2 protein-coding genes and 2 pseudogenes are annotated in these 22,998 nt (G+C 76.4%); all 4 read left to right on the forward strand.

Going from position 1 to position 22,998, the window contains the following annotated elements:
* Positions 1-102: 102 nt before the first annotated feature.
* Positions 103-7,248: pseudogene (locus EWH70_RS25865) on the forward strand (SDR family NAD(P)-dependent oxidoreductase); the annotation flags it as partial.
* Entirely contained in the window at positions 7,245-16,118 is an 8,874-nt protein-coding gene (locus EWH70_RS36300) for a type I polyketide synthase (RefSeq protein WP_130478136.1), read from the forward strand. The pseudogene EWH70_RS25865 and the gene EWH70_RS36300, both read left to right, overlap by 4 nt.
* A gap of 103 nt (positions 16,119-16,221) precedes the next feature.
* Positions 16,222-21,795, forward strand: a pseudogene (locus tag EWH70_RS25875) (SDR family NAD(P)-dependent oxidoreductase); the annotation flags it as partial.
* Positions 21,792-22,997 carry a cytochrome P450 gene (locus EWH70_RS25880; protein WP_130478138.1) on the forward strand — a complete coding sequence of 402 codons (1,206 nt, stop codon included), beginning with the start codon at positions 21,792-21,794 and terminating at the stop codon, positions 22,995-22,997. The pseudogene EWH70_RS25875 and the gene EWH70_RS25880, both read left to right, overlap by 4 nt.
* Position 22,998: the final 1 nt, after the last annotated feature.

Here is a 22,998-nt window from a genome sequence, read left to right on the forward strand (position 1 = left end):
CGGATGCTCACCTCCGCCGCCGAACTCCACGTCCACGGTGTCCCTGTCGACTGGACCACCGCCGTGGACGGCGGCCGTCTCGTCGACCTGCCCACCTATCCCTTCCAGCGCCAGCACTTCTGGCTCACCGGCACACCCGCGGGCAACCTCGGCCACCCCCTGCTCGACACCGCCGTCACCCTGCCCGACGGCGTCCTGTTCACCGGCAGGCTCAGCACCGCCGCCCAGCCGTGGCTGGCCGACCACACCGTCCTCGGCGCCGTTCTGCTCCCCGGCGCCGCCGTCGCCGAACTCGCCGCCCACGCCGGGGCTCACCTCGGCTCTCCCCGGGTCGCCGACCTCACCCTCGAACACCCCGTCGAACTGTCCGGCGAGGTCCAGCTGCGCCTGCACGCCGCCGGACCCGACCCCACCGGGCACCGGGCGTTCACCATCCACACCGACGCCGGCGGCACCTGGCAGCGCACCGCCACCGGCACCCTCACCCCCGCCACCGCGCCCGCCGAACCCCTCGCCCTGCCGGACGCCGAACCCGTCGACATCACCGGCCTCTACACCGACCTGGCCGCCGCCGGACTCGGCTACGGCCCCGCCTTCCAGGGCCTGCGCGCCGCCTGGCGGCACGGCCGCGACCTGCACGCCGAAATCGAACCACCCGCCGGACCGCACGGCTTCGGCCTCCACCCCGCCCAGCTCGACGCCGCCCTGCACGCCGTCGCACTTCTCGGGCCCGCCCGCGCGCTGCTCCCGTTCTCCTGGACCGGCATCACCGTCCACGACGGCGGCACCACCGGCATCCTGCGCGCCCGGCTCACCCCGCTCGGCGACGACACCGTGGCACTGCGGATCGCCGACACCCAGGGCCGCCCGGTCCTGACCGTCGACACGCTCCGGCTACGGCCCGCCACCGGACACGGCGGCCTGTTCCACCTCGACTGGACCCCGCTGACAGACCCGCCCAGCGGCGAACCCGGCGAAGTGCTCACCGTCCCCACGGGCACCCTGCGGGAAACCCTCGCCTGGACACTGCAACGCTGCCAGGACTGGCTCACCCGGCCGGACGGCCGCCTGGTGTTCGTCACCTCCGGCGCCGTCGCCACCGACACCCCGGACCCCGTCCAGGCCGCCGTGTGGGGCTTCGTCCGCGCCGCCCAGACCGAATCGCCCGGCCGCTTCGCCCTGATAGACACCGACACCGGTGACCTGGCCGCCGCACTGGCCACCGGCGAACCCCAGCTCGCCGTCCGCGGCGGCACCGTGCTGGTACCCCGACTCACCCGCCGCACACCGTCCACAGTGGAACCGGCTTCGCTCGGCGGCACCGTGCTCATCACCGGCGGCACCGGCGGCATCGGCACCCTGCTGGCCCGGCACCTCGCCGCCGAACACGGCGTGACCAAGCTGATCCTGCTCTCCCGCCGGGGCAGCGACGAGCCGGCACCGCCCGGCGTCACCGTCGTCGCCTGCGACGCCGCCGACCGCGACGCACTCGCCGCCGTCCTCGCCGAGCACACACCGGCCACCGTGATCCACGCGGCGGGCGTCCTCGACGACGGCGTGGTGACCTCGCTGACCCCCGATCGCGTCGACCGCGTCCTGCGGCCCAAGGCCGACGCCGCACAGCACCTGCACGACCTGCTCGACGAGCACACTGAGCTGATCGTGTTCTCCTCCGCCGCCGGGGTTCTCGGCGGAGCAGGCCAGGCCGGGTACGCCGCCGCCAACGCCTACCTCGACGCCCTCGTCACCCGGCGCCGCGCCGCCGGACTGCCCGGACGGTCGCTGGCCTGGGGCTTCTGGGACTCCGACGGCGCGATGACCGCACACCTCACCGCCGCCGACCGGCGGCGCCTGGCCCGCTCCGGCGTCGGCGCCCTGCCACCCGCCGAAGGCCTGGCCCTGTTCGACGCCGCACTGCGCGACCCGGAACCGGTCCTCGTGCCGATGCGGCTGGACACCCGCGAGCTGACCGACGTCCCGCCCGTGCTGTCCACCCTGCTCGGCGCGCCCGCCCGCGACCGGCGCCCGGCGGAGCTGCCCGCGGCGGACCGGGAACGCGTGCTCACCGAACTGGTCCGCACCCACGCCGCCGCCGTGCTGGGCTTCGACACCACCACCCCGATCACGCACGGCACCGGCTTCGGCGATCTCGGATTCGACTCGCTGACCGCCGTCGAACTCCGCAACCGGCTCGCCGCCGCCACCGGCCTCACCCTGCCCGCGACGCTGGTGTTCGACCACCCCACCCCGGCCGCGCTCGCCGAGCACCTCGCCGCCGAACTGGGCACACCCGCACCCGCCCCCGCCGTCCAGCGGGTGGCCCGCGACGGGGATCCGGTGGCCATTGTCGGCATGGCCTGCCGGTTCCCCGGGGGCGTCACCAGTCCCGAACAGCTCTGGGACCTGGTGGCTTCCGGTGGTGACGCCGTCGGGCCACCGCCGGCCGACCGCGGCTGGGAACCCGGCGTGGCCCGCGACGGCGGATTCCTGCACGACGCCGCCGACTTCGACGCCGCCTTCTTCGGCATCTCCCCGCGCGAGGCACTGGCCATGGACCCGCAGCAGCGGCTCCTGCTGGAAACCTCCTGGGAGGCACTGGAACGCGCCGGCATCGACCCCGCCTCGCTGCGCGGCAGCGACACCGGTGTGTTCGCCGGCGTGATGTACCACGACTACGGCTCCTGGCTGACCGAGCCGCCCGCCGACCTGGAGGGCTACCTCGGCACCGGCAGCGCCGGCAGCGTGGCGTCCGGCCGGGTGGCCTACACCCTCGGCCTGCGCGGCCCGGCGCTGTCGGTCGACACCGCGTGCTCCTCCTCGCTGGTCGCGCTGCACCTCGCCGCACGGGCACTGCGGGACGGCGACTGCACACTGGCGCTGGCCGGCGGCGTCACCGTCATGTCCACCACCGCCACCTTCGCCGAGTTCACCCGGCAGGGCGGGCTGTCCCCGGACGGCCGGTGCCGGTCGTTCTCCGCCGACGCCGACGGCACCGGCTGGTCCGAAGGCGCCGGCATGATCGTCCTGGAACGGCTGTCCGACGCCCGGCGCAACGGCCACCGCGTCCTGGCGGTCGTCGCCGGGACGGCGGTCAACTCCGACGGCGCCAGCAGCGGCCTGACCGCCCCCAACGGGCCGTCCCAGCAACGCGTCATCCGCGCCGCGCTGGCCGACGCCGGCCTCGAACCGTCCGATGTGGACGCGGTGGAGGCACACGGCACCGGCACCCGGCTCGGCGATCCGATCGAAGCCCAGGCCCTGATCGCGACCTACGGGCAGGGCCGGGACCGGCCGCTGTGGCTGGGGTCGCTGAAGTCCAACCTCGGCCATACCCAGGCCGCCGCAGGGGTCGCCGGGGTGATCAAGACCGTGCTGGCCATGCGGCACGGCGTCCTCCCGCCGACCCTGCACGTCGCTGAGCCGACAGACCAGGTCGACTGGTCGGCGGGCGACGTGCGGCTGCTCACCGAAGCCCGCGACTGGCCCGGTGGAGGCCCGCGCCGCGCCGGGGTGTCCTCCTTCGGCATCTCCGGCACGAACGCCCACGTGATCCTCGAACAGGGCCACCACGAACCCGTCACACGCGACGGTGACCGTCCCGGGCCCGTGCCCTGGCTGCTGTCCGGACGCACCGAGGCGGCGCTGCGGGACGCGGCCCGGCGGCTGATGTCCACCACGGACAACCCGGCCGACGTCGCGTACTCGCTGGCCACCACCCGCGGCCGGTTCGAGCACCGGGCCGTGATCGTGAGCACCGACCCGCACGAGGGACTGGCCGCGCTGGCCGCGGGACGCGAGTCGGCGGCCGTCGTCCGCGGGGTCGCAGCACCACGCGGCCGCGTGGTGTTCGTGTTCCCCGGGCAGGGCACCCAGTGGGCCGGCATGGCAGCCGGCCTGCTCGGCGAGCCGGTGTTCGCCGAGTCGATGGCCGAGTGCGCCGCCGCGCTGGAGCCCCACCTCGGCCGGCCGCTGCCGGAGGTCCCGGAACCCGCCGACCTGGACCGCGCCGACGTCGTGCAGCCGCTGCTGTTCGCCGTCATGGTGTCGCTGGCGCGGCTGTGGCGCAGCCTCGGCGTCGTCCCCGACGCCGTCGTCGGCCACTCCCAGGGCGAGATCGCCGCCGCCTGCGTCGCCGGTGCCCTGTCGCTGGACGACGCCGCCCGCGTCGTGGCCCTGCGCAGCCGGGCGCTGACCGCACTGGCCGGGCAGGGCGGCATGGTGTCGGTCGCCGCAGGCCGGGACCGGCTCGCCGGGTGGGCCGAGCACGTCGCCGTGGTCAACAGCCCGTCGTCCACCGTCGTCGCCGCCGATCCCGTCACACTGGACCGGCTGCTGGCCTGGTGCGCGACCGAGGGGCTGCGAGCCCGCCACCTCGCCGTCGACTACGCCTCCCACTCGGCACAGGTGGAACGGCTGCGCGAGACGATCCTCGACGACCTCGCCCCGATCACCCCCGCCACACCGGCGATCCCGCTGTACTCCACCGTCACCGGCGCCCGGCTGGACGAGCCGCTGGACGCCGGGCACTGGTACCGGAGCCTGCGGCAGCCGGTCGAGTTCGAAGCCGCCACCCGCGCGCTGGTCGCCGACGGTCACGACGTCTTCGTCGAGGTCAGCCCGCACCCGGTGCTCACCACCGCGGTGCAGGAGACCGCAGGCGACGTCCTCGCCGTGGGCACACTGCGCCGCGACGACGGCGGCCGGGACCGGCTGCTGCGCTCGGCCGCCGAACTGCACGCCGGTGGCGGCACCGTCGACTGGCCCGCCGTACTGCCCGGCGGACGTGTCGTCGACCTGCCCACCTATCCGTTCCAGCGCACCAGGTTCTGGCTCGGCCGGCCCGCCGCGGCACCCGGCGACCTCCGATCGGCCGGCCTGGAGACGGCCGGGCACCCCCTGCTGGCCGCCGAGCTGACCCTGCCCAACGGCGGCACGATGTTCACCGGCCGGGCGAGCCTGGACGCCCACCCGTGGCTGGCCGACCACGCCGTCCACGGCACCGTCCTGCTGCCCGGCACCGCCTACCTGGACCTGGCCGCCGCCGCGGGCCGTCAGCTGGGCTGCGGCCGGGTCGACGAGCTGACGCTGGAGCAGCCACTCCTGCTCTCCGGCGACGCCGTCCGGATCGGCGTGCACGCAGGCGAGCCCGACGGGACCGGGCGCCGCCCGGTGCGCGTGCTGTCCCAGCCGGACACCGGCGGGCAGTGGCGCGAACACGCCACCGGCACCCTCGCGCCGGAGCAACCGCCACCGCCGCCGCTGGACGTTCCCGCTGGCGCCGAACCACTGGACACCGGCGGCCTGTACGACACGCTCGGCGCCGCCGGCCTCGACTACGGCCCCGCGTTCCAGGGCGTGCGCGCGGCCTGGCGGCACGGCGGCGACGTCTACGCGGAGGTCGAACTGCCCGGCGGCACCGCGACCGCCGGGTACGGCATCCACCCGGCGCTGCTCGACGCCGCCCTGCACCCACTGGGCCTGGTCGAGCACATCGACCAGCCGAGGCTGCCGTTCACCTGGACCGGCGCGACCGTGTGGCCCGCGCCCGCCACCGCCGCCCGCGTCCGGCTGTCCCGGGCAGCCGACGCCCTGACGCTGACCGTCGCCGGTCTCGACGGCACGCCGCTGGTGTCGGTCGCCGCGCTGGCACTGCGGCCGATGCCGGAGGGCAGGCTCGCCGGCGGCTGCTTCGACGTCGCCCGCGTCCCGCTGCCGCCCGGCACCCCGCGCCCGGCGGCGGCACGGTGGGCCGTGCTGGGCCTGGAACTGGACATCAAGACCGCCGAGGTCCAGCTCGACCACTACGCCGACGCAGGGGAACTGCTGGCCGCGGCGCAAGTACCGGAGGTGGTGCTCCTGCCGTGCCCCGCCGGCACCGTGCGCGAGGTGCTCGCCGCGCTGCTGCCACCCGTGCGGACCTGGCTGTCCGACGAACGCTGCGCCGCCTCCCGGCTGGTCCTGGTCACCTCCGGCGCGGAACACGACCCGGCACAGGCCGCCGCGCGGGGCCTGCTGCGCTCGGCACAGGCCGAGGCACCCGGCCGGTTCACGCTGCTCGACCTGGACGGCGACCCGCCGGGCCGCGACGTCGTCACCGCCGTCGCCTCCGGCGAACCCGAGGTCACCGCGGGCGAAGCCGTCACCGTCCCCCGGCTCACCCGCCTGCCCGCGACGGAGGCACCGGCCGTGCGGGGCACCGTGCTGATCACCGGCGGGACCGGCACGCTCGGCACGCTCGTCGCGCGGCACCTGATCACCGAGCACGGCGCCCGCGACGTCGTGCTGCTGTCCCGCAGCGGCAACGGCGGGCAGGAACTGTCCTCGCTCGGCGCCACCGTGACCGTGGCCGCCTGCGACGCCGCCGACCGTGCCGCGCTGGCCGCCGTACTCGCCGAGCACCGCCCCTCGGTCGTCGTGCACGCCGCGGCCGTCCTCGACGACGGTGTGCTCACCTCGCTGACCCCGGACCGGTTCGACGCCGTGCTGCGGTCCAAGGTGGACGCCGCGGTGAACCTGCACGAACTGGCCGGTGACGTCGACGAGTTCATCGTGTTCTCCTCGGCCGCCGGTGTCCTCGGCGGCGCGGGCCAGGCCAGCTACGCGGCCGCCAACGCCGCCGCCGACGCACTCGTCCGGCAGCGGCGCGCCGCCGGACTGCCCGGGGTGTCGATCGCCTGGGGCCTGTGGGAACCACCCAGCGGGCTGACCGGCGACCTCGCCGCGGCCGACCGGCTGCGGATCGCCCGCTCCGGCCTCGCCCCGCTGTCCACAGCGGACGGACTCGCGTTGTTCGACGCCGCGCGGGGCGGCTCGGCGCCGGTCGTCGTGGCCGCCCGGCTGGACACCGCCGCGCTGCGGACCGCCGCCGCCGTGCCCGCCGCGCTGCGTGGCCTCGTCCCGGCCCGCCGGGACCGGGTCGCGCTCGGCCCGGACGACCTGCTCGACCTCGTCCGCGACACCGCCGCCGCCGTCCTCGGCCACGCCGGACGCGACGCCGTCGGGCCGCGAACCGGCTTCCTGGACCAGGGGTTCGACTCGCTCACCGCCGTCGAACTACGCAACCGGCTGGCCGCCGCCACGGGCCTGCGGCTGCCCGCGACGCTGGTGTTCGACCACGGCACGCCCCGCGCACTGGCCGAGCACCTGCGCGAGCGGATGTTCCCCGGCCGGAGCGAGGCCAACACTATCGACCAACTTGGCGTGGACGACCTGATCCGGCTCGCCACCGAACTGGGGGAGTCGCCGTGACCGACGTCGACAAGCTGGTCGGTGCCCTGCGCACCGCGCTGAAGGAGAACGAGCGGCTGCGCAGGCTCGCCGCACCACCCGAGCCGGTCGCGATCGTCGGCATGGCCTGCCGGTTCCCCGGCGGCGTGAGCACGCCCGAGCAGCTCTGGGACCTCGTCGCCACCGGCGGCGACGCCATCTCCGGGTTCCCCGCCGACCGCGGCTGGGACCTCGACACCCTCTACGACCCGGACCCCGGGCGGGCAGGCCACACCTACGCCCGCGGCGGCGGCTTCCTGCACGACGCCGGCGACTTCGACGCCGAACTGTTCGGCATCTCGCCCCGCGAGGCACTGGCCATGGACCCGCAGCAGCGGCTGCTGCTGGAGACGTCCTGGGAGGCCGTCGAACGCGCCGGCATCGACCCGCTGTCCCTGCGTGGCAGCCGCACCGGCGTCTACGCCGGCCTGATGTACCACGACTACGGCACCGGGGCCGCCGACCCGGACCTGGAGGGCTACCTCGGAACGGGCAGCGCGGGCAGCGTCGTCTCCGGCCGGGTCGCCTACACCCTCGGCCTGGAGGGCCCGGCGGTCACCGTCGACACCGCCTGCTCGTCGTCATTGGTCGCCCTGCACCTGGCCACCCGCGCGCTGCGCTCGGGCGAGTGCACCCTGGCACTGGCCGGCGGCGTGACCGTGATGGCGACACCGGCCGCGTTCGTCGAGTTCTCCCGCCAGCGCGGCCTGTCCGCCGACGGCCGCTGCCGCTCGTTCGCCGCCGGGGCCGACGGCGCCGGCTGGTCCGAGGGCGCCGGGATGCTGGTGCTGGAGCGGCTGTCCGACGCCCGCCGCAACGGCCACCCGGTGCTCGCCGTCGTGCGTGGGTCGGCGGTCAACTCCGACGGCGCCAGCAGCGGGCTCACCGCGCCGAGCGGGCCGTCCCAGCAACGGGTGATCCGCGCCGCGCTGGCCGACGCCGGGCTCGCACCGTCCGATGTGGACGCCATCGAAGCGCACGGCACCGGTACCGCGCTGGGCGACCCGATCGAGGCGCAGGCCCTGCTGGAGACCTACGGGCAGGAGCGGGACGAGCCCGCCTGGCTGGGATCGGTGAAGTCCAACCTCGGCCACACCCAGGCCGCCGCCGGGGTGGCCGGGGTGATCAAGACCGTGCTCGCCCTGCGCGAAGGGACCCTGCCGGCGACGCTGCACGCCGACGAGCCGACCCCCCGCGTCGACTGGGACGCCGGTGCCGTCCGGCTGCTTACCCGGCCGCGTCCCTGGCCGGAGACCGGACGGCCGCGCCGGGCCGCGGTGTCCTCGTTCGGCATCAGCGGCACCAACGCCCACGTGATCGTCGAGCAGGTCCCTGCCGAACCCGCGCAACCGGGCTCCGCGGGGCCCGCACTGCTGCCGCTCGCGGCGAGGACGGAACCCGCCCTGCGGGCACTGACCGCACGGTATGAGTCCACTGTGGACTCGGACGTGGGGTTCTCGCTGGCCACCACCCGCGCCGCGCTCGAGCACCGCGCGGTCGTCGTGGACGGCGAGGTCCGGGTCACCGGCCGGGTCACCGACGGCCGGACCGCCCACGTGTTCTCCGGCCAGGGCACCCAGCGGGCCGGGATGGGACGGCGGCTGTACGAGCGGTTCCCGGTGTTCGCCGCGGCGTTCGACGAGGCCTGCCGGTACCTGCCGGACGGCCTGCGCGACGCCGTGTTCGGCGACGACGGCCCGCTGGAGCGCACCGAATGGGCCCAGCCGGGCCTGTTCGCCGTGCAGGTGGCGCTGTACCGGCTGTTCGAACACTGGGGCCTGCGGCCCGGCTTCGTCACCGGGCACTCGATCGGCGAGGTCGCCGCCGCGCACGTCGCCGGTGTGCTGTCCCTGCCCGACGCCGCCACGCTGATCTCCGCGCGGGGCCGCCTGATGGGCGCACTGCCCGGCGGCGGCGGCATGCTGTCGGCCCGGCTGCCCGAAGCCGACGCGGCGGCGTTCACCGGACCCGGCGTGGAGATCGCCGCCGTCAACGGCCCGGACTCCGTGGTCTTCTCCGGCGACCGCGCCGCCCTCGGCGAACTGGCGTCCCGGCTGGACGTGCCCACCCGGTGGCTGGCCGTGTCCCACGCGTTCCACTCCCGCCTGATGGAGCCGATGCTGGCCGAGTTCCGCACGGTGCTCGACGGCCTGACCTTCCACGCCCCGGACATCCCGTTCGTCTCCACCCTGACCGGCGAGCGCACCGACCCCGGCAGCCCCGGCTACTGGGTGCGGCACGCCCGCGAGCCGGTCCGCTTCGCCGCCGCACTGGACACGCTGCACGACGCCGGTGTCCGGTCGCTGGTGGAATCGGCGCCGGTGCTGCGTGCCGACGACGAGGTGCGGGCGGCACTGACCGCACTCGGCGGCGCCTGGGTGCACGGCGCCGAACCGGACTGGGCCGCCGTGTTCCCCGGCGCCCGCACGGTGCCGCTGCCGACCTACCCGTTCCAGCGCACGCGGTACTGGCTGACCGCGGGCGACGCCGGCACCGGCGGCCTGCGGTACCGCGTCACCTGGCAGCCGGTCACCGCCGGACCGGCCACGCTGAGCGGCACCTGGCTGGAACTCGTGCCGCCAGGCCACGACGGCGACCCGCTGACCGGCGAGCACGGCGTGTGCCTCGTCGTCGACGAGACGGCGACCCGGGCCGGGCTGGCCGCGCGGATCGCCGGGATCGCCCCGGACGGCGTGGTGTCGCGGCTCGGGTTCACCGCGACCGTGCTCGCGCTGCAGGCGCTGGGCGACGCCGGGAGCACCGCGCCGTGCTGGCTGATCACCCGCGGCGCGGCCGCCGTCGACGACCCCGATCCGGACCAGGCGATGATCTGGGGGCTGGGCCGGGTCGCCGCGCTGGAGAACCCCGGCCGCCCGCTGGGCCTGCTCGACCTGGACACCCACGCCCCGGAGTCGCTGGAGCACGTCCTGGCCGGGCCGGTCACCGAGGACCAGCTCGCCCTGCGTGACGGCGGCCTGCTGGCCCGGCGGCTGGAACCCGCGCCCCGCGCCGGGACGCCGGGGCAGCGCTGGCAGCCCCGCGGCACGATCCTGATCACCGGTGGCCTGGGCGCGCTGGGCTCCGCCGTCGCCCGGTGGCTGGCCCGCGAGGGCGCCGAGCACCTGGTGCTCACCGGCCGCCGCGGCGCCGCCACCCCCGGCGCCGGTGACCTGACCGCCGAGCTGACCGCGGCCGGCTGCCGGGTCACCGTCGCCGCCTGCGACGTCGCCGACGGCGAGGCACTGGCCGCACTGCTGCGGAAACACCCGGTGTCCGCCGTCGTGCACGCCGCGGGCACCGACCGCCCCGGGCCACTCGCCGGCGCGGACCCGGCCGACGTCGACGCCGTCCTCGCGGCCAAGGTCCGCGGCGCCGCCCACCTCGACCGGCTGCTCGCCGGCACGCCGCTGGACGCGTTCGTGTTGTTCTCCTCGGTGGCAGGCGTGTGGGGCGGCGGCAACCAGGCGGCGTACGCGGCCGCCAACGCCTACCTCGACGCGCTCGCGCGGCGCCGCCGCGCCCGCGGCCTGCCCGCCACCGCCGTCGCCTGGGGGCCGTGGGCCGGTGAGGGCCTGGCCGCCGGTGCCGCCGACCGGCTGCGCCGTGCCGGCCTGGAGCCGCTGCCGGTGCGGCGCGCGCTGACCGCGCTGCGGGAGATGCTCGACGACGGCGAGTCCGGCCTGGTCGTCGCGGACGTGCGCTGGGACGACTTCGGTCCCGCGTTCACCGCCGCCCGTCCCAGCCCGCTGCTGTCACCGGTGTGGCGTCCGGCGCCCGCCGCCGTGCCGCGGGGGGACACCCCGGTGGAACTGGTGCGCGGGCACGTGGCCGCCGTGCTCGGGCACGACGACGCCGCGGGCGTCGACCCGGACACCGCGCTGCGCGACCTCGGCGTCGACTCGCTGGCCGCGGTGAACCTGCGCAACCGGCTGGCCGCCGACCTGGGCAGGCCGCTGCCGGCCACGATCGTCTTCGACCACCCCACGGTCACCGCGCTCGCCACGGCACTGTCCGGGCCGGAGCAGGACACGGCCGCCGTCACCGCACGCTCGGAGGAGCCCGTCGCGATCGTCGGCATGGGCTGCCGCTTCCCCGGCGGCGTACGGACCCCCGGGCAGCTGTGGGACCTGCTCGCCGAGGGACGCGACGCGATCACCGGGTTCCCCGGCGACCGCGGCTGGGACCTCGGCCCGCTGCGCGGGCACACCGCGGGCGGCGGATTCCTCGACTCCGCCGCCGAGTTCGACCCGGAGTTCTTCGGCATCTCGCCCCGCGAGGCCCGCGCGATGGACCCCCAGCAGCGGCTGCTGCTGGAAACCGCGTGGGAGGCACTGGAACGTGCCGGCATCGTCCCGGCGACCCTGCGCGGCAGCGCCACCGGCGTGTTCGCCGGGGTGACCCACCAGGGCTACGGCCCGCCGCCGCACGAGGGCGCTCCCGGCGTGGAAGGGCACCTGCTCGCCGGCGGCACCACCAGCGTCGCCTCCGGCAGGGTCGCCTACGCACTCGGCCTGGAAGGCCCGGCGCTGACCGTCGACACCGCCTGCTCGTCGTCGCTGGTCGCCCTGCACCTGGCCGTCCGGGCGCTGCGGGCGGGGGAGTGCACGCTGGCACTGGCCGGCGGCACGACCGTGATGGCTACCCCTGGCGCGTTCGTCGAGTTCGCCCACCAGGGCGGGCTCGCGGCCGACGGCCGCTGCAAGGCCTTCGCCGCCACGGCCGACGGCACCGCCTGGGCCGAGGGCGCCGGGATGCTGGTGCTGGAGCGGCTGTCCGACGCCCGCCGCAACGGCCACCCGGTGCTGGCCGTGGTGCGCGGGTCGGCGGTCAACTCCGACGGCGCCTCCAACGGCCTGACCGCCCCCAACGGGCCGTCCCAGCAACGGGTCATCCGCGCCGCGCTGGCCGACGCCGGGCTCGCACCGTCCGATGTGGACGCCATCGAAGCGCACGGCACCGGTACCGCGCTGGGGGACCCGATCGAGGCACACGCCCTGCAGGCCACCTACGGGCAGGACCGCGACCGGCCGCTCTGGCTGGGCTCGGTCAAGTCCAACCTCGGCCACACCCAGGCCGCCGCGGGCGTCGCCGGGGTGATCAAGACCGTGCTCGCCCTGCGCGCGGGTGTCCTGCCCGCCACTCTGCACGCCGGTGAACCCAGTCCGCACGTGGACTGGGACGCCGGGGCGGTGACGCTGGCGACCGAACCGGTGCCCTGGCCGGACACCGGGCGGCCGCGGCGGGCCGCCGTGTCGGCCTTCGGCATGAGCGGCACCAACGCACACGTCGTTGTGGAGGCCGTGGACACGGTGGAGGGCCCGGCACCGGACCCCCGCCCCGCTCCGTGGGTGATCAGCGCGCGGACACCGGAGGAACTGGACCGGCAACGGGACCAGCTGTCCGATATGGACGGTGTGGACGGACGGAACCCGGTCGACGTCGGCTTCTCCCTGGCCACCACCCGGACCGCGTTCGACCACCGGGCCGTTCTGCTGGACGGCGAGGAGATCGCCCGCGGCCGGGTCACCGGCGGCGAGGTGGGCGTGCTGTTTCCCGGCCAGGGCTCCCAGCTGGCCGGCATGGGCAGCCGCCTGTACGAGGCCTACCCGGTGTTCGCCGAGGCGTTCGACGCCGCCCGCGCCGCGCTGGGCCCGCTGCCGGACGGCCCGCTCGACGACACCGCGGTCACCCAGCCCGCCCTGTTCGCCGTCGAGGTCGCCTGGTTCCGGCTGCTGGAGTCCTGGGGGGTGCGGCCCGCGCTGCTGGCCGGGCACTCGGTGGGCGAGCTGGCCGCCGCGCACGTCGCCGGGATCCTCTCGCTGACCGACGCCGCAACCGTCGTGGCCGCCCGCGGCCGCCTGATGGGCGCCCTGCCCTCCGGCGGTGTCATGGTCGCCGTCCAGGCGAGCGAGGCCGAGGCCCGCGAGCTGCTCGACGGGACCCGGGCCGGGATCGCGGCGGTCAACGGGCCGGAGTCGGTGGTGCTGTCCGGCGAGGCCGGCGCCGTCACCGCCGCCGCGGACCGGCTGGCCGCACGGGGCCGCCGTACCCGGCGGCTGCCGGTGAGCCACGCGTTCCACTCGCCGCTGATGGAGCCGATGCTCGACGGGTTCCGCGACGTCCTCGCCGGGGTGCGCTTCGCACCCGCCCGCATCCCGGTCGTGTCCACCGTGGAACCCGGCGCTGACCTGTCCACAGTGGACTACTGGGTGCGGCATGCCCGCGACACCGTCCGCTTCGCCGGCGCGGTCGCCGAGATGTCGGCGCGGGGAGTCACCACGTTCGTCGAAGCCGGACCCGGCAGTGCGCTGTCGGCCGCCGGACCGGACTCCGCCGGTGACGCCGTGTTCGTCCCGGTGTCCCGGCGCGACCGCGACGAGGTGACCAGCACGCTGACCGCGGCGGCCACCCTGCACGTCCGCGGCGCCGCCGTCGACTGGCCCGCCGTGCTCGGCGGCGGCCGCCGGGTGGACCTGCCCACCTACCCGTTCCGCCGCGACCGGTTCTGGCTGAACTCCACCGGCGGCACCGTCACCGCGGCCGGCCTGGACCGGCTGGACCACCCGCTGCTGGCCGCCGCGACCCCGCGGCCGGACGGCGGGCTGCTGCTCACTGGCACGGTCTCGGCCACCGGCTGGCCGGCCGACCACGTCCTGCACGGCACCGTCGTGTTCCCCGGCACCGGGTTCGCCGACCTGGCACTGGAGGCCGCCGCGCACACCGGCACCGGCGGGGTCGCCGAACTGACCCTGCACACGCCGCTGCCGCTGCCCCCGGCCGGTGCGGTCACCGTCCAGGTCGAGGTGGAGCCACCCGACGACACCGGACGCCGCCCGGTCAGCGTGCACTCCCGCGCCGGCGGCGAGTGGACCCGGCACGCCACCGGCCTGCTCGGCCCGGTCCCGCCACCGGAGGCGGCACCGGCCGCGTGGCCGCCGGCCGGTGCCGTCCCCGTCGACGTCGCCACGCTGTACGACGGCCTCGCCGGGCAGGGCTACCGCTACGGCCCCGCCTTCCGCGGCGCCGTGGCCGCCTGGCGGCTCGGTGACGAGACGTTCGCCGAGATCCGCGGCACCGGGCCGTTCGCCGCCGTGCTCGACACCGCACTGCACCCGGCCGCCGCGGGCGGTGTCAGCGGACAGGTCCCGTACCGGTGGAGCGGCGTCGGCCGGTGGCAGGCCCCCGGCGGCACCCTGCGGGTACGGCTCGCCCCGGCGGGCGAGGACGCGCTGACGCTCACCGTCTCCGGTACCGACGGCAGGCCGGTGGCCGCCGTCGAGCGGCTCGAGCTGCGGGTGCCCGGCACCGCCCCACGCGGGGCGCTGCACCGCGAGGAGTGGACGGAGATCACCCTGCCCGAACCGGCCGGGGCACCGAGGGCCGTGGTCGTCCCGGCCGCCGACGTGTACAGCGCGCTCGACGAGATCCAGCGCTTCCTGCGCACCGGCGGCGACGCGACGCTGGTCCTGCTCACCCGGGACGCCGCCACCGACCCGGCCGCCGCGGCGGTGCGCGGCCTGACCCGGTCGGTGCAGGCCGAGCACCCCGGCCGGGTCGTGCTCGTCGACACCGACCACGACCCGTCGCCGCGGACCGTCGCGGCGATCCTCGCCTCCGGCGAACCCCAGGTCACGCTGCGCGGGGACACCGCCCGGGTGCCCCGGCTCACCCGGCTGTCGCCTGTGGACGGACGCCCGGGCGGGTTCGGCGCCGGGCCGGTGCTGATCACCGGCGGCACCGGAACCCTCGGCGGCCTGCTCGCCCGGCACCTGGTCACCCGGCACGGCGTCACCCGGCTGCTGCTGGTGTCCCGCCGTGGACCCGGCGCACCGGGTGCCGGGGAGCTGACCGCGGAGCTGACCGGGCTCGGCGCCGAGGTCACCGTCGCCGCCTGCGACGTCACCGACCGGGCCGCCGTGGCGGCGCTGCTGGCCGGGCACCCGGTCACCGCGGTCGTGCACGCCGCCGGGATCACCGACGACGGCGTCGTCGAGGCACAGACCCGCGACCGGGTCGGCAGGGTTCTCGCCGCCAAGGCCACCGCCGCCGCACACCTCGACGAGCTGACCCGCGACGCCGGGCCGGCCGCGTTTGTGTTGTTCTCCTCGGCGGCCGGGGTGCTGGGCACGCCGGGGCAGAGCGGCTACGCCGCCGCGAACGCCGCACTCGACGCCCTGGCGCGGCGCAGGCACGCCGCCGGCCTGCCTGCCACGTCGCTTGCCTGGGGGCTGTGGGAGGCCGACAGCGAGCTGTCCCGCGACGCCCGCCGCGACCGCGCCGAGGCGCTGTCCGACGCCGCCGGGCTCGCCTTGTTCGACGCCGCACTGGCCACCGGGGAACCCGTGCTCGTGCCGCTGGCCGGCCCGGTGCCCGTCCGCCGCCTGCCCGCCGCCGCGGGCACCGTCACCACCGACCGGCTCGACGAGCTGGTCCGCGCGGAGACCGCCGCCGTGCTCGGCTTCGGCTCGCCCGCGCGGATCGGCTACGACCGCGGGTTCGGCGACCTCGGCATCGACTCGCTGACCGCCGTCGAGCTGCGCAACCGGCTGGAGGCCGCCACCGGCCTGCGGCTGCCGCCGACCCTGGTGTTCGACCACCCCACCCCGGCCGCCGTCGTCGCCCACCTGCGTGCCGGGCTGGCCCCGGCCGCGCCCGAGCAGACCGTGCTCGACCAGCTGACCGCCGCGCTGCCCGGCCTGGCCGCCGACGCCGAGCTGCGTACGCTCGCGGTGAAACGGCTGCGGGAAGCACTGTCCACACTGGACGCACCCGAGGCGTCCGGTGACGTCGAGGACGCCACCGACGAGGAACTGTTCGCCCTGATCGACCGCGACTTCCCGGAAGGGCGGTGACGTCGTGGCCGACGAGGAGACACTGCGCCGCTACCTCAAGCGGGCCGTGACCGAGGCACAGCAGGCCCGCGAGCTGCTGCGCACCGAACGCGACCGCGCCCACGAACCGCTCGCCGTCGTCGGCATGGCCTGCCGCTACCCGGGCGCCGACTCGCCGGAGGCGCTGTGGCGGCTCGTCGCCGACGGGCGGGACGCGACCGGGCCGTTCCCCGCCGACCGCGGCTGGGACCTCGCCGCGCTCGCCGGCGACCCGGACCGGCCGGGAACCTCGGCCGCCACCCGCGGCGGTTTCCTCGCCGGTGCCGCCGACTTCGACAACGGCCTGTTCGGGATCAGCCCGCGCGAGGCACTGGCCACCGACCCGCAGCAGCGGCTGCTGCTGGAGACCACCTGGGAGCTGTTCGAACGGTCCCGGCTGGACCCCCGGTCGCTGCGGGGCAGCGCCACCGGCGTGTTCGTCGGCGTCATGTACGCCGACTACGGCGGCCGGTTCGCCACCGCACCCGACGGCTTCGAAGGCCTGCTCGGCAACGGCAGCGCCGCCAGCGTGGCCTCGGGCCGGGTGGCCTACACGTTCGGGCTGGAAGGTCCGACGCTGACCGTCGACACCGCCTGCTCCTCGTCCCTGGTCGGCCTGCACCTGGCCGGCCAGGCGCTGCGCCGGGGCGAGTGCTCGCTGGCCGTCGCCGGCGGGGTGACGGTCATGGCCACGCCCCGGGTGTTCCAGGAGTTCAGCAGGCAGGGCGGGCTGGCCCCGGACGGGCGCTGCAAGTCGTTCGCCGCCGCGGCCGACGGCACCGGCTGGTCCGAGGGCGTCGGCCTGCTGCTGCTGGAGCGGCTGTCCGACGCCGAGCGCAACGGCCACCCGGTGCTCGCGCTCGTGCGCGGCTCGGCGGTCAACTCCGACGGTGCCAGCAGCGCGCTCACCGCGCCCAACGGCCTGGCCCAGCAGCGGGTCATCCGCGCCGCGCTGGCCGACGCGGGCTTGGAACCGTCCGATGTGGACGCGGTGGAGGCACACGGTACGGGCACCCGGCTCGGCGACCCGATCGAGGCGCGGGCGCTGATCGCGGCCTACGGGCAGGGCCGGGACCGGCCGTTGTGGCTGGGATCGCTGAAGTCCAACCTCGGGCACACCCAGGCCGCCGCCGGGGTCGGCGGGGTGATCAAGATGGTGCAGGCCATGCGGCACGGCACGCTGCCCGCGACCCTGCACGCGGACGAGCCGACAGACCAGGTCGACTGGTCGGCAGGCGAGGTGCGGCTGCTCACCGAGCCCCGCGACTGGCCTGGTCCCCGCCGGGCCGCCGTGTCGTCCTTCGGCGTCTCCGGCACGAACGCGCACGTGATCCTCGAAGCACGTGACGGTGACACCACGAGTGGTGAAGGCTGTCCCGACCCAGTGCCCTGGGTGCTGTCCGGACACACCGAGGCGGCACTGCGGGAGGCCGCCGGACGCTTGGCGTCCTTTGTGGACACATCAGCGGCGGACCCGGCGGACCTCGCGCTGTCGCTGGCCACCACCAGGGCCGCGCTGGGACGGCGTGCGGCCGTCGTCGGCGACCGCGACCGTGCCGTCGCCGCCCTGCGGGCACTGGCCGCCGGTGAACCGGCCCCCGGCCTGGTCACCGGCAGCCCGGTTCCCGGCAGGCTCGCCCTGCTGTGCACCGGGCAGGGCGCCCAGCGGGCCGGGATGGGCCGCGAGCTGTACGCCGCGTCCGACGTGTTCGCCACGGCGTTCGACGAGGTCTGCGACCGCCTCGACGCCGAACTGGACCGGCCGCTGCGCCCGGTGATCCACGGCGAACCCGCCGGGCTGCTGGACCGCACCGGCTACGCCCAGCCCGCCCTGTTCGCCTACCAGGTCGCCCTGCACCGCCTGCTCGACCACTGGGGCATCCGGCCGGATCTGCTGGCCGGGCACTCGGTCGGCGAGATCACCGCCGCGCACCTGGCCGGGGTGTTCAGTCTCGGCGACGCGGTCACGCTGGTCGCCGCACGGGCCCGGCTGATGGACCGGCTGCCGGAGGGCGGCGCGATGCTCGCCGTCCGCGCCACCGAGGCCGAGGTCCTGCCACTGCTGGACGGCACCCGGGTCGCGGTCGCGGCTGTCAACGGCCCCCGCTCGGTCGTGCTGTCCGGGGACGCCGCCGCACTGTCCGAAGTGGAGCAGGCACTGGCCGCGCACACGCCGCGACGGCTGCGGGTCAGCCACGCCTTCCACTCCCCGCTGATCGACCCGGCACTGGACGAACTGCGCCGGGTCGCGGCCAAACTCGACCCGCGCCCACCGCGGATCCCTGTCGTGTCCACCGTGACCGGCCGCCCCGAGCACCTGTTCGACCCCGAGCACTGGGTCCGCAACGCACGCGAACCGGTGCGCTTCGCCGACGCCGTCCGGGCACTGGAACGCGAGGGCGCCACCGGGTTCCTGGAGCTGGGACCGGACGCCACCCTCACCACCGCGGCCGCCGAGAACCTCACCGCCACCGCCGTACTGGCCCCGGCCGGACGCCGCGACCAGCCGGAACGCGAGGCCCTGCTGACCGCCGTGGCCACCCTGCACACCGGCGGCTTCACCCCGGACTGGCCCGCGGTGCTGCCCGGCGCCCGCCCGGCCGACCTGCCCGTCTACCCGTTCCAGCGCACCCGGTTCTGGCTGGAGGACACCCCCGCCGTCCCGCCGGCGGGACACCGGGTCACCCTGCCCGGCGGCGACCGGACGGTGCTCACCGGCACCGTGTCCGCCGACAGCCAGCCGTGGCTGGCCGACCACCGCGTCGCAGGCACCGTGATCCTGCCCGGCACGGCACTGCTCGACCTCGCCGCCGCCGCGGGCGCCCAGGTCGGCGCGCCACACGTCGAGGAACTGACCCTCACCACACCACTGGCCCCGCCCGCCCGGCTGCAGATCGTCGCCGACGCGCTCGGCGACGGCAGGCACACGGTGACCGTCCACTCCCAGCCCGACGGCGCGGCGCCGGGGGAGTGGACCGAACACGCCGCCGGCACCCTCGGCCCGGCGCCCGGGCCCGCCGCCGTCGCGTCCTGGACCCCTGGCGAAGCCCTGCCCGTCGACGGGCTGTACGACCGGCTGGCCGCCGCGGGCCTGGACTACGGCCCGCACCTGCGCGGCCTGCGGGCCGCCTGGCGCGACGGCGCCGACCTGCTCGCCGAGATCGAGACCCCACCGGCCACCCCGGGCTGGCACGGCCTGCACCCGGCGGCGGCCGACGCCGCCCTGCACGCGCTCGCCCTGACCGCCACCGGCGAGCAGGCGCTGGTGCCGTTCGCCTGGCACGGCGTCACCACCGCGGCGGCCGGCGGGTCGCGGCTGCGGGTCCGGCTGAGCCCGGCCGGTGACCGCGCCTGCTCGGTCCAGGTCACCGACGAGTCCGGCACCCCGGTGCTGACCGTGCGGCGGCTGATGCTGCGCCCCGTCCGTACCGCGCCCGCGGCCCAGGACTGCCTGTACCGCCTCGACTGGGTGCCTGCCACCCCGGCGGCCGGGCCCGGCGCCACCGTGATGCACGCCGGTGGTGACGCCGCCGCGCTGCTGCCGGTGCTGCGGGACACGCTGGCCCACCTGGACACCCGGCTCGCCGTCGTCACCACCGGCGCCGTCGCCGCGGCCGAGGGCGACACCGTGCCCGGCCTGGCACACGCCTCGGTGTGGGGGCTGGTGCGCTCCGCGCAGTCCGAGCACCCCGGCCGGTTCACGCTCGTCGACACCGACGGCACCGCCGAGTCCGCCGCCGCGCTGGACGCCGCGATCGCGTCCGGCGAACCGCAGGTCGCCCTGCGGGCCGGGCGGCCGCTCGTGCCCCGGCTGGTCCGCACCACGGCGGGCACCGCGGCCACGCTCGCGCCCGGCGGCACCGTGCTGATCACCGGCGGCACCGGCGGGCTCGGCGCGCTGCTGGCCGGCCACCTGGTGCGCGAACACGGCGTCCGGCACCTGCTGCTGGTCAGCCGGAGCGGACCGGACGCCCCCGACGCCCCGGAGCTGGCCGCCGGGCTGCGGGCCGAGGGCGCCACCGTGACCGTGGCCGCCTGCGACGTCGCCGACCGGGACGCGCTCACCCGGCTGCTGGAGTCGCTGGAGCGGCCGCTGACCGCCGTCGTGCACGCCGCCGGGGTCCTCGACGACGGCATGCTCACCTCGCTGACCCCGGAGCGGGTCGCCGCCGTGCTGCGCCCCAAGGCCCGCGCCGCGTGGCTGCTGCACGAGCTGACCCGCGACGCCGGGCTGGCGGCGTTCGTGTTGTTCTCCTCGGCAGCCGGTGTCCTGGGCACGCCGGGGCAGGCCGCCTACGCCGCCGCCAACAGCTACCTGGACGCACTGGCACACCACCGGCACGCACTCGGCCTGCCCGCCGTGTCGCTGGCCTGGGGACTGTGGGACTCGGCCGGCATGGCGCGGGGAACGCAGGCCCGGCCGGGCATGTTGCCGCTGGCCGGATCCACCGGGCTCGCGGTGTTCGACGCCGCGCTCGCCGGTGGCCGGCCACACCTGGTGCCCGCACGGCTGGACCTGCCCGCGGTGCGGGCCGCCGGGCCGGTGCCGCCGGTGCTGCGGAAGCTGATCCCGCACGCCGAGCCCGCGCCCGCGGCGCCCGGAGCGCCGCTGGAGCTGGTCCGCCACCACGTGGCCGCGGCACTCGGCCACCCCGGCGCGGCGGCGATCGACCCGGACGCTCCGCTGGCCGAACTGGGTTTCGACTCGCTGACCGCCGTCGACGTCCGCAACCGGCTGGCCGCGGCCACCGGTGCCGCACTGCCGCCGACCCTGGTGTTCGACCACCCCACCGCGCGGGCGCTGGCCGACCACCTCACCGGCCGGACCGCGGTGGCCACAGTGGACACCACCGACACCGTGGACGCCCTGTACCGCGCCGCCTGCGCCGAGGGCAGGCACGCCGAGGCCCACGAGTTCGTCGTGGCCGCCTCCCGCCTGCGGCCGGTGTTCACCACCGCCGACGCGCCACCGGCCGGCCCGGTCCGCCTGGCGACCGGGCAGGCCTCGCCCCGGCTGCTGTGCTTCCCCACGGTGGTCGCGTCGTCGAGCCCGCTGCAGTACGCGCGGTTCGCGGCGGCACTGCGGGGCAGGCGGGAGGTCACCGTGCTGCCGGTGCCCGGCTTCACCGGTGACGAGCGGGTGCCCGCCGACCTGGACACCCTCGTCCGGACCCGGGCGGACGCCGTGCTGCGCTGCGCGGACGGCGAACCGTTCGCGCTGGCCGGGTACTCGGCGGGCGGCTGGCTCGCCAGCGCCGTCGCCACACACCTGGAAGATCGCGGCGCCCCGGCGTCGGCGCTGGTGCTGCTGGACACCTACTTCGGCGCCGAGCGCACCGCCGCGCTGCGGCCCGCGCTCGTGGCCGGGATGTTCGAGCGGGAGGACGAGCTCGGCCACATCGGACACGTCCGCTGGACCGCGATGGGCGCCTATCTGCGGATGTTCGCCGGTTTCGTCCCCGAACCCGGTGCCGCGCCGGCGTTGCTGGTGCGCGCGTCGGGCGAACTCGCCGGTGCCGGACCGGAATTCGCCGTCGAGGAAAGGACCGTTCCCGGCGACCACTTCACGATGATGGAGGCACACGCGGGGGCGACCGCGGCGGCGGTACACGACTGGCTTTCCACGACCCTGCAACGACGACGAGGTGATGTGTCATGACCGGAACGCGAGAGGTCGTCGACTTCCCGATCCCGCGCGAATGCCCGTACCACCCGCCCGCGGTCTACGCCGAGGCCAGGGCGGAAGGCCCGCTGTTCCGGGTGCGGCTCTACGACGGCAGGGTCGCCTGGCTGGTCACCCGCTACGCCGACGTGCGCGCGCTGTTCGCCGACGCCGACCGGTTCTCGTCCAACCGGGACAACCCCGACTTCCCGATCCCGGCCGAGCGGGAACGGCACTTCCGCGAGTTCTTCCGCACCCTGGCCGGCCTGGACGGCGAGGCACACAAGACACGGCGGTCGATGCTGGTCGGGCGCTTCACCGTGCGCCAGGTCGACCGGCTGCGCCCCTACATCCAGCGCACCACCGACCTGCTCATCGACCGGATGCTCGACGCCGGGCCGCCCGCCGACCTGATCTCCGCACTGGGCAGGCCGCTGCCGTCGATGGTGATCTCCGAACTGCTCGGCGTTCCCTACGCCGACCACGAGCGGTTCGAGAAGTGGTCGCAGGGGCTCATGCACGCGCCGACCGCGGAGGAGGCGTGGGAGTCCGGCCAGCAGCTCGTCGCCTACATGGACGCGCTGATCAAGGAGAAGGAAGCCGAGCCGACCGACGACCTGCTCGGCACGCTGATCACCGAGCGGATGCACACCGGCGAGCTGACCCGCGAGGAACTGGTGCGGCTCGCGCTGGCGGTGCTGGCCGCCGGCCACGAGACCACCGCCAGCATGATCGGCCTGGGCACGCTGACGCTGCTCGAACACCCCGACCAGCTCGACGTCCTCAAGGCCGACCCCGGCGCGGCACTGCGGGTGGTCGACGAGCTGTCCCGGTTCCTGTCCGTCGCCGACCTCACCACGCTGCGCGTGGTCACCGAGGACGTCGAGGTGGGCGGGCAGCTCGTGCGTGCCGGTGAGGGCGTCATCCTGTCCACCGCGGCCGCCAACCGCGACCCGGACGTCTATCCCGAACCCGACCGGCTCGACGTCAGCCGCCAGGCCCGCAACAACCTCGCGTTCGGCTTCGGCCCGCACCGCTGTGTCGGCGAGAACCTGGCCCGCGCCGAACTGGAGATCGTGTTCGGCACGCTGTTCCGGCGGGTGCCGAAGCTGCGGCTGGCCATGCCGCTGGACGAGATCCCGCGCAAGGTCGGCATGACCCTGGAGGGCATGCTGGAACTGCCCGTCACCTGGACCTGAC

This window comes from Amycolatopsis suaedae, assembly GCF_004214935.1.
Taxonomy (GTDB): Bacteria; Actinomycetota; Actinomycetes; order Mycobacteriales; family Pseudonocardiaceae; genus Amycolatopsis; species Amycolatopsis suaedae.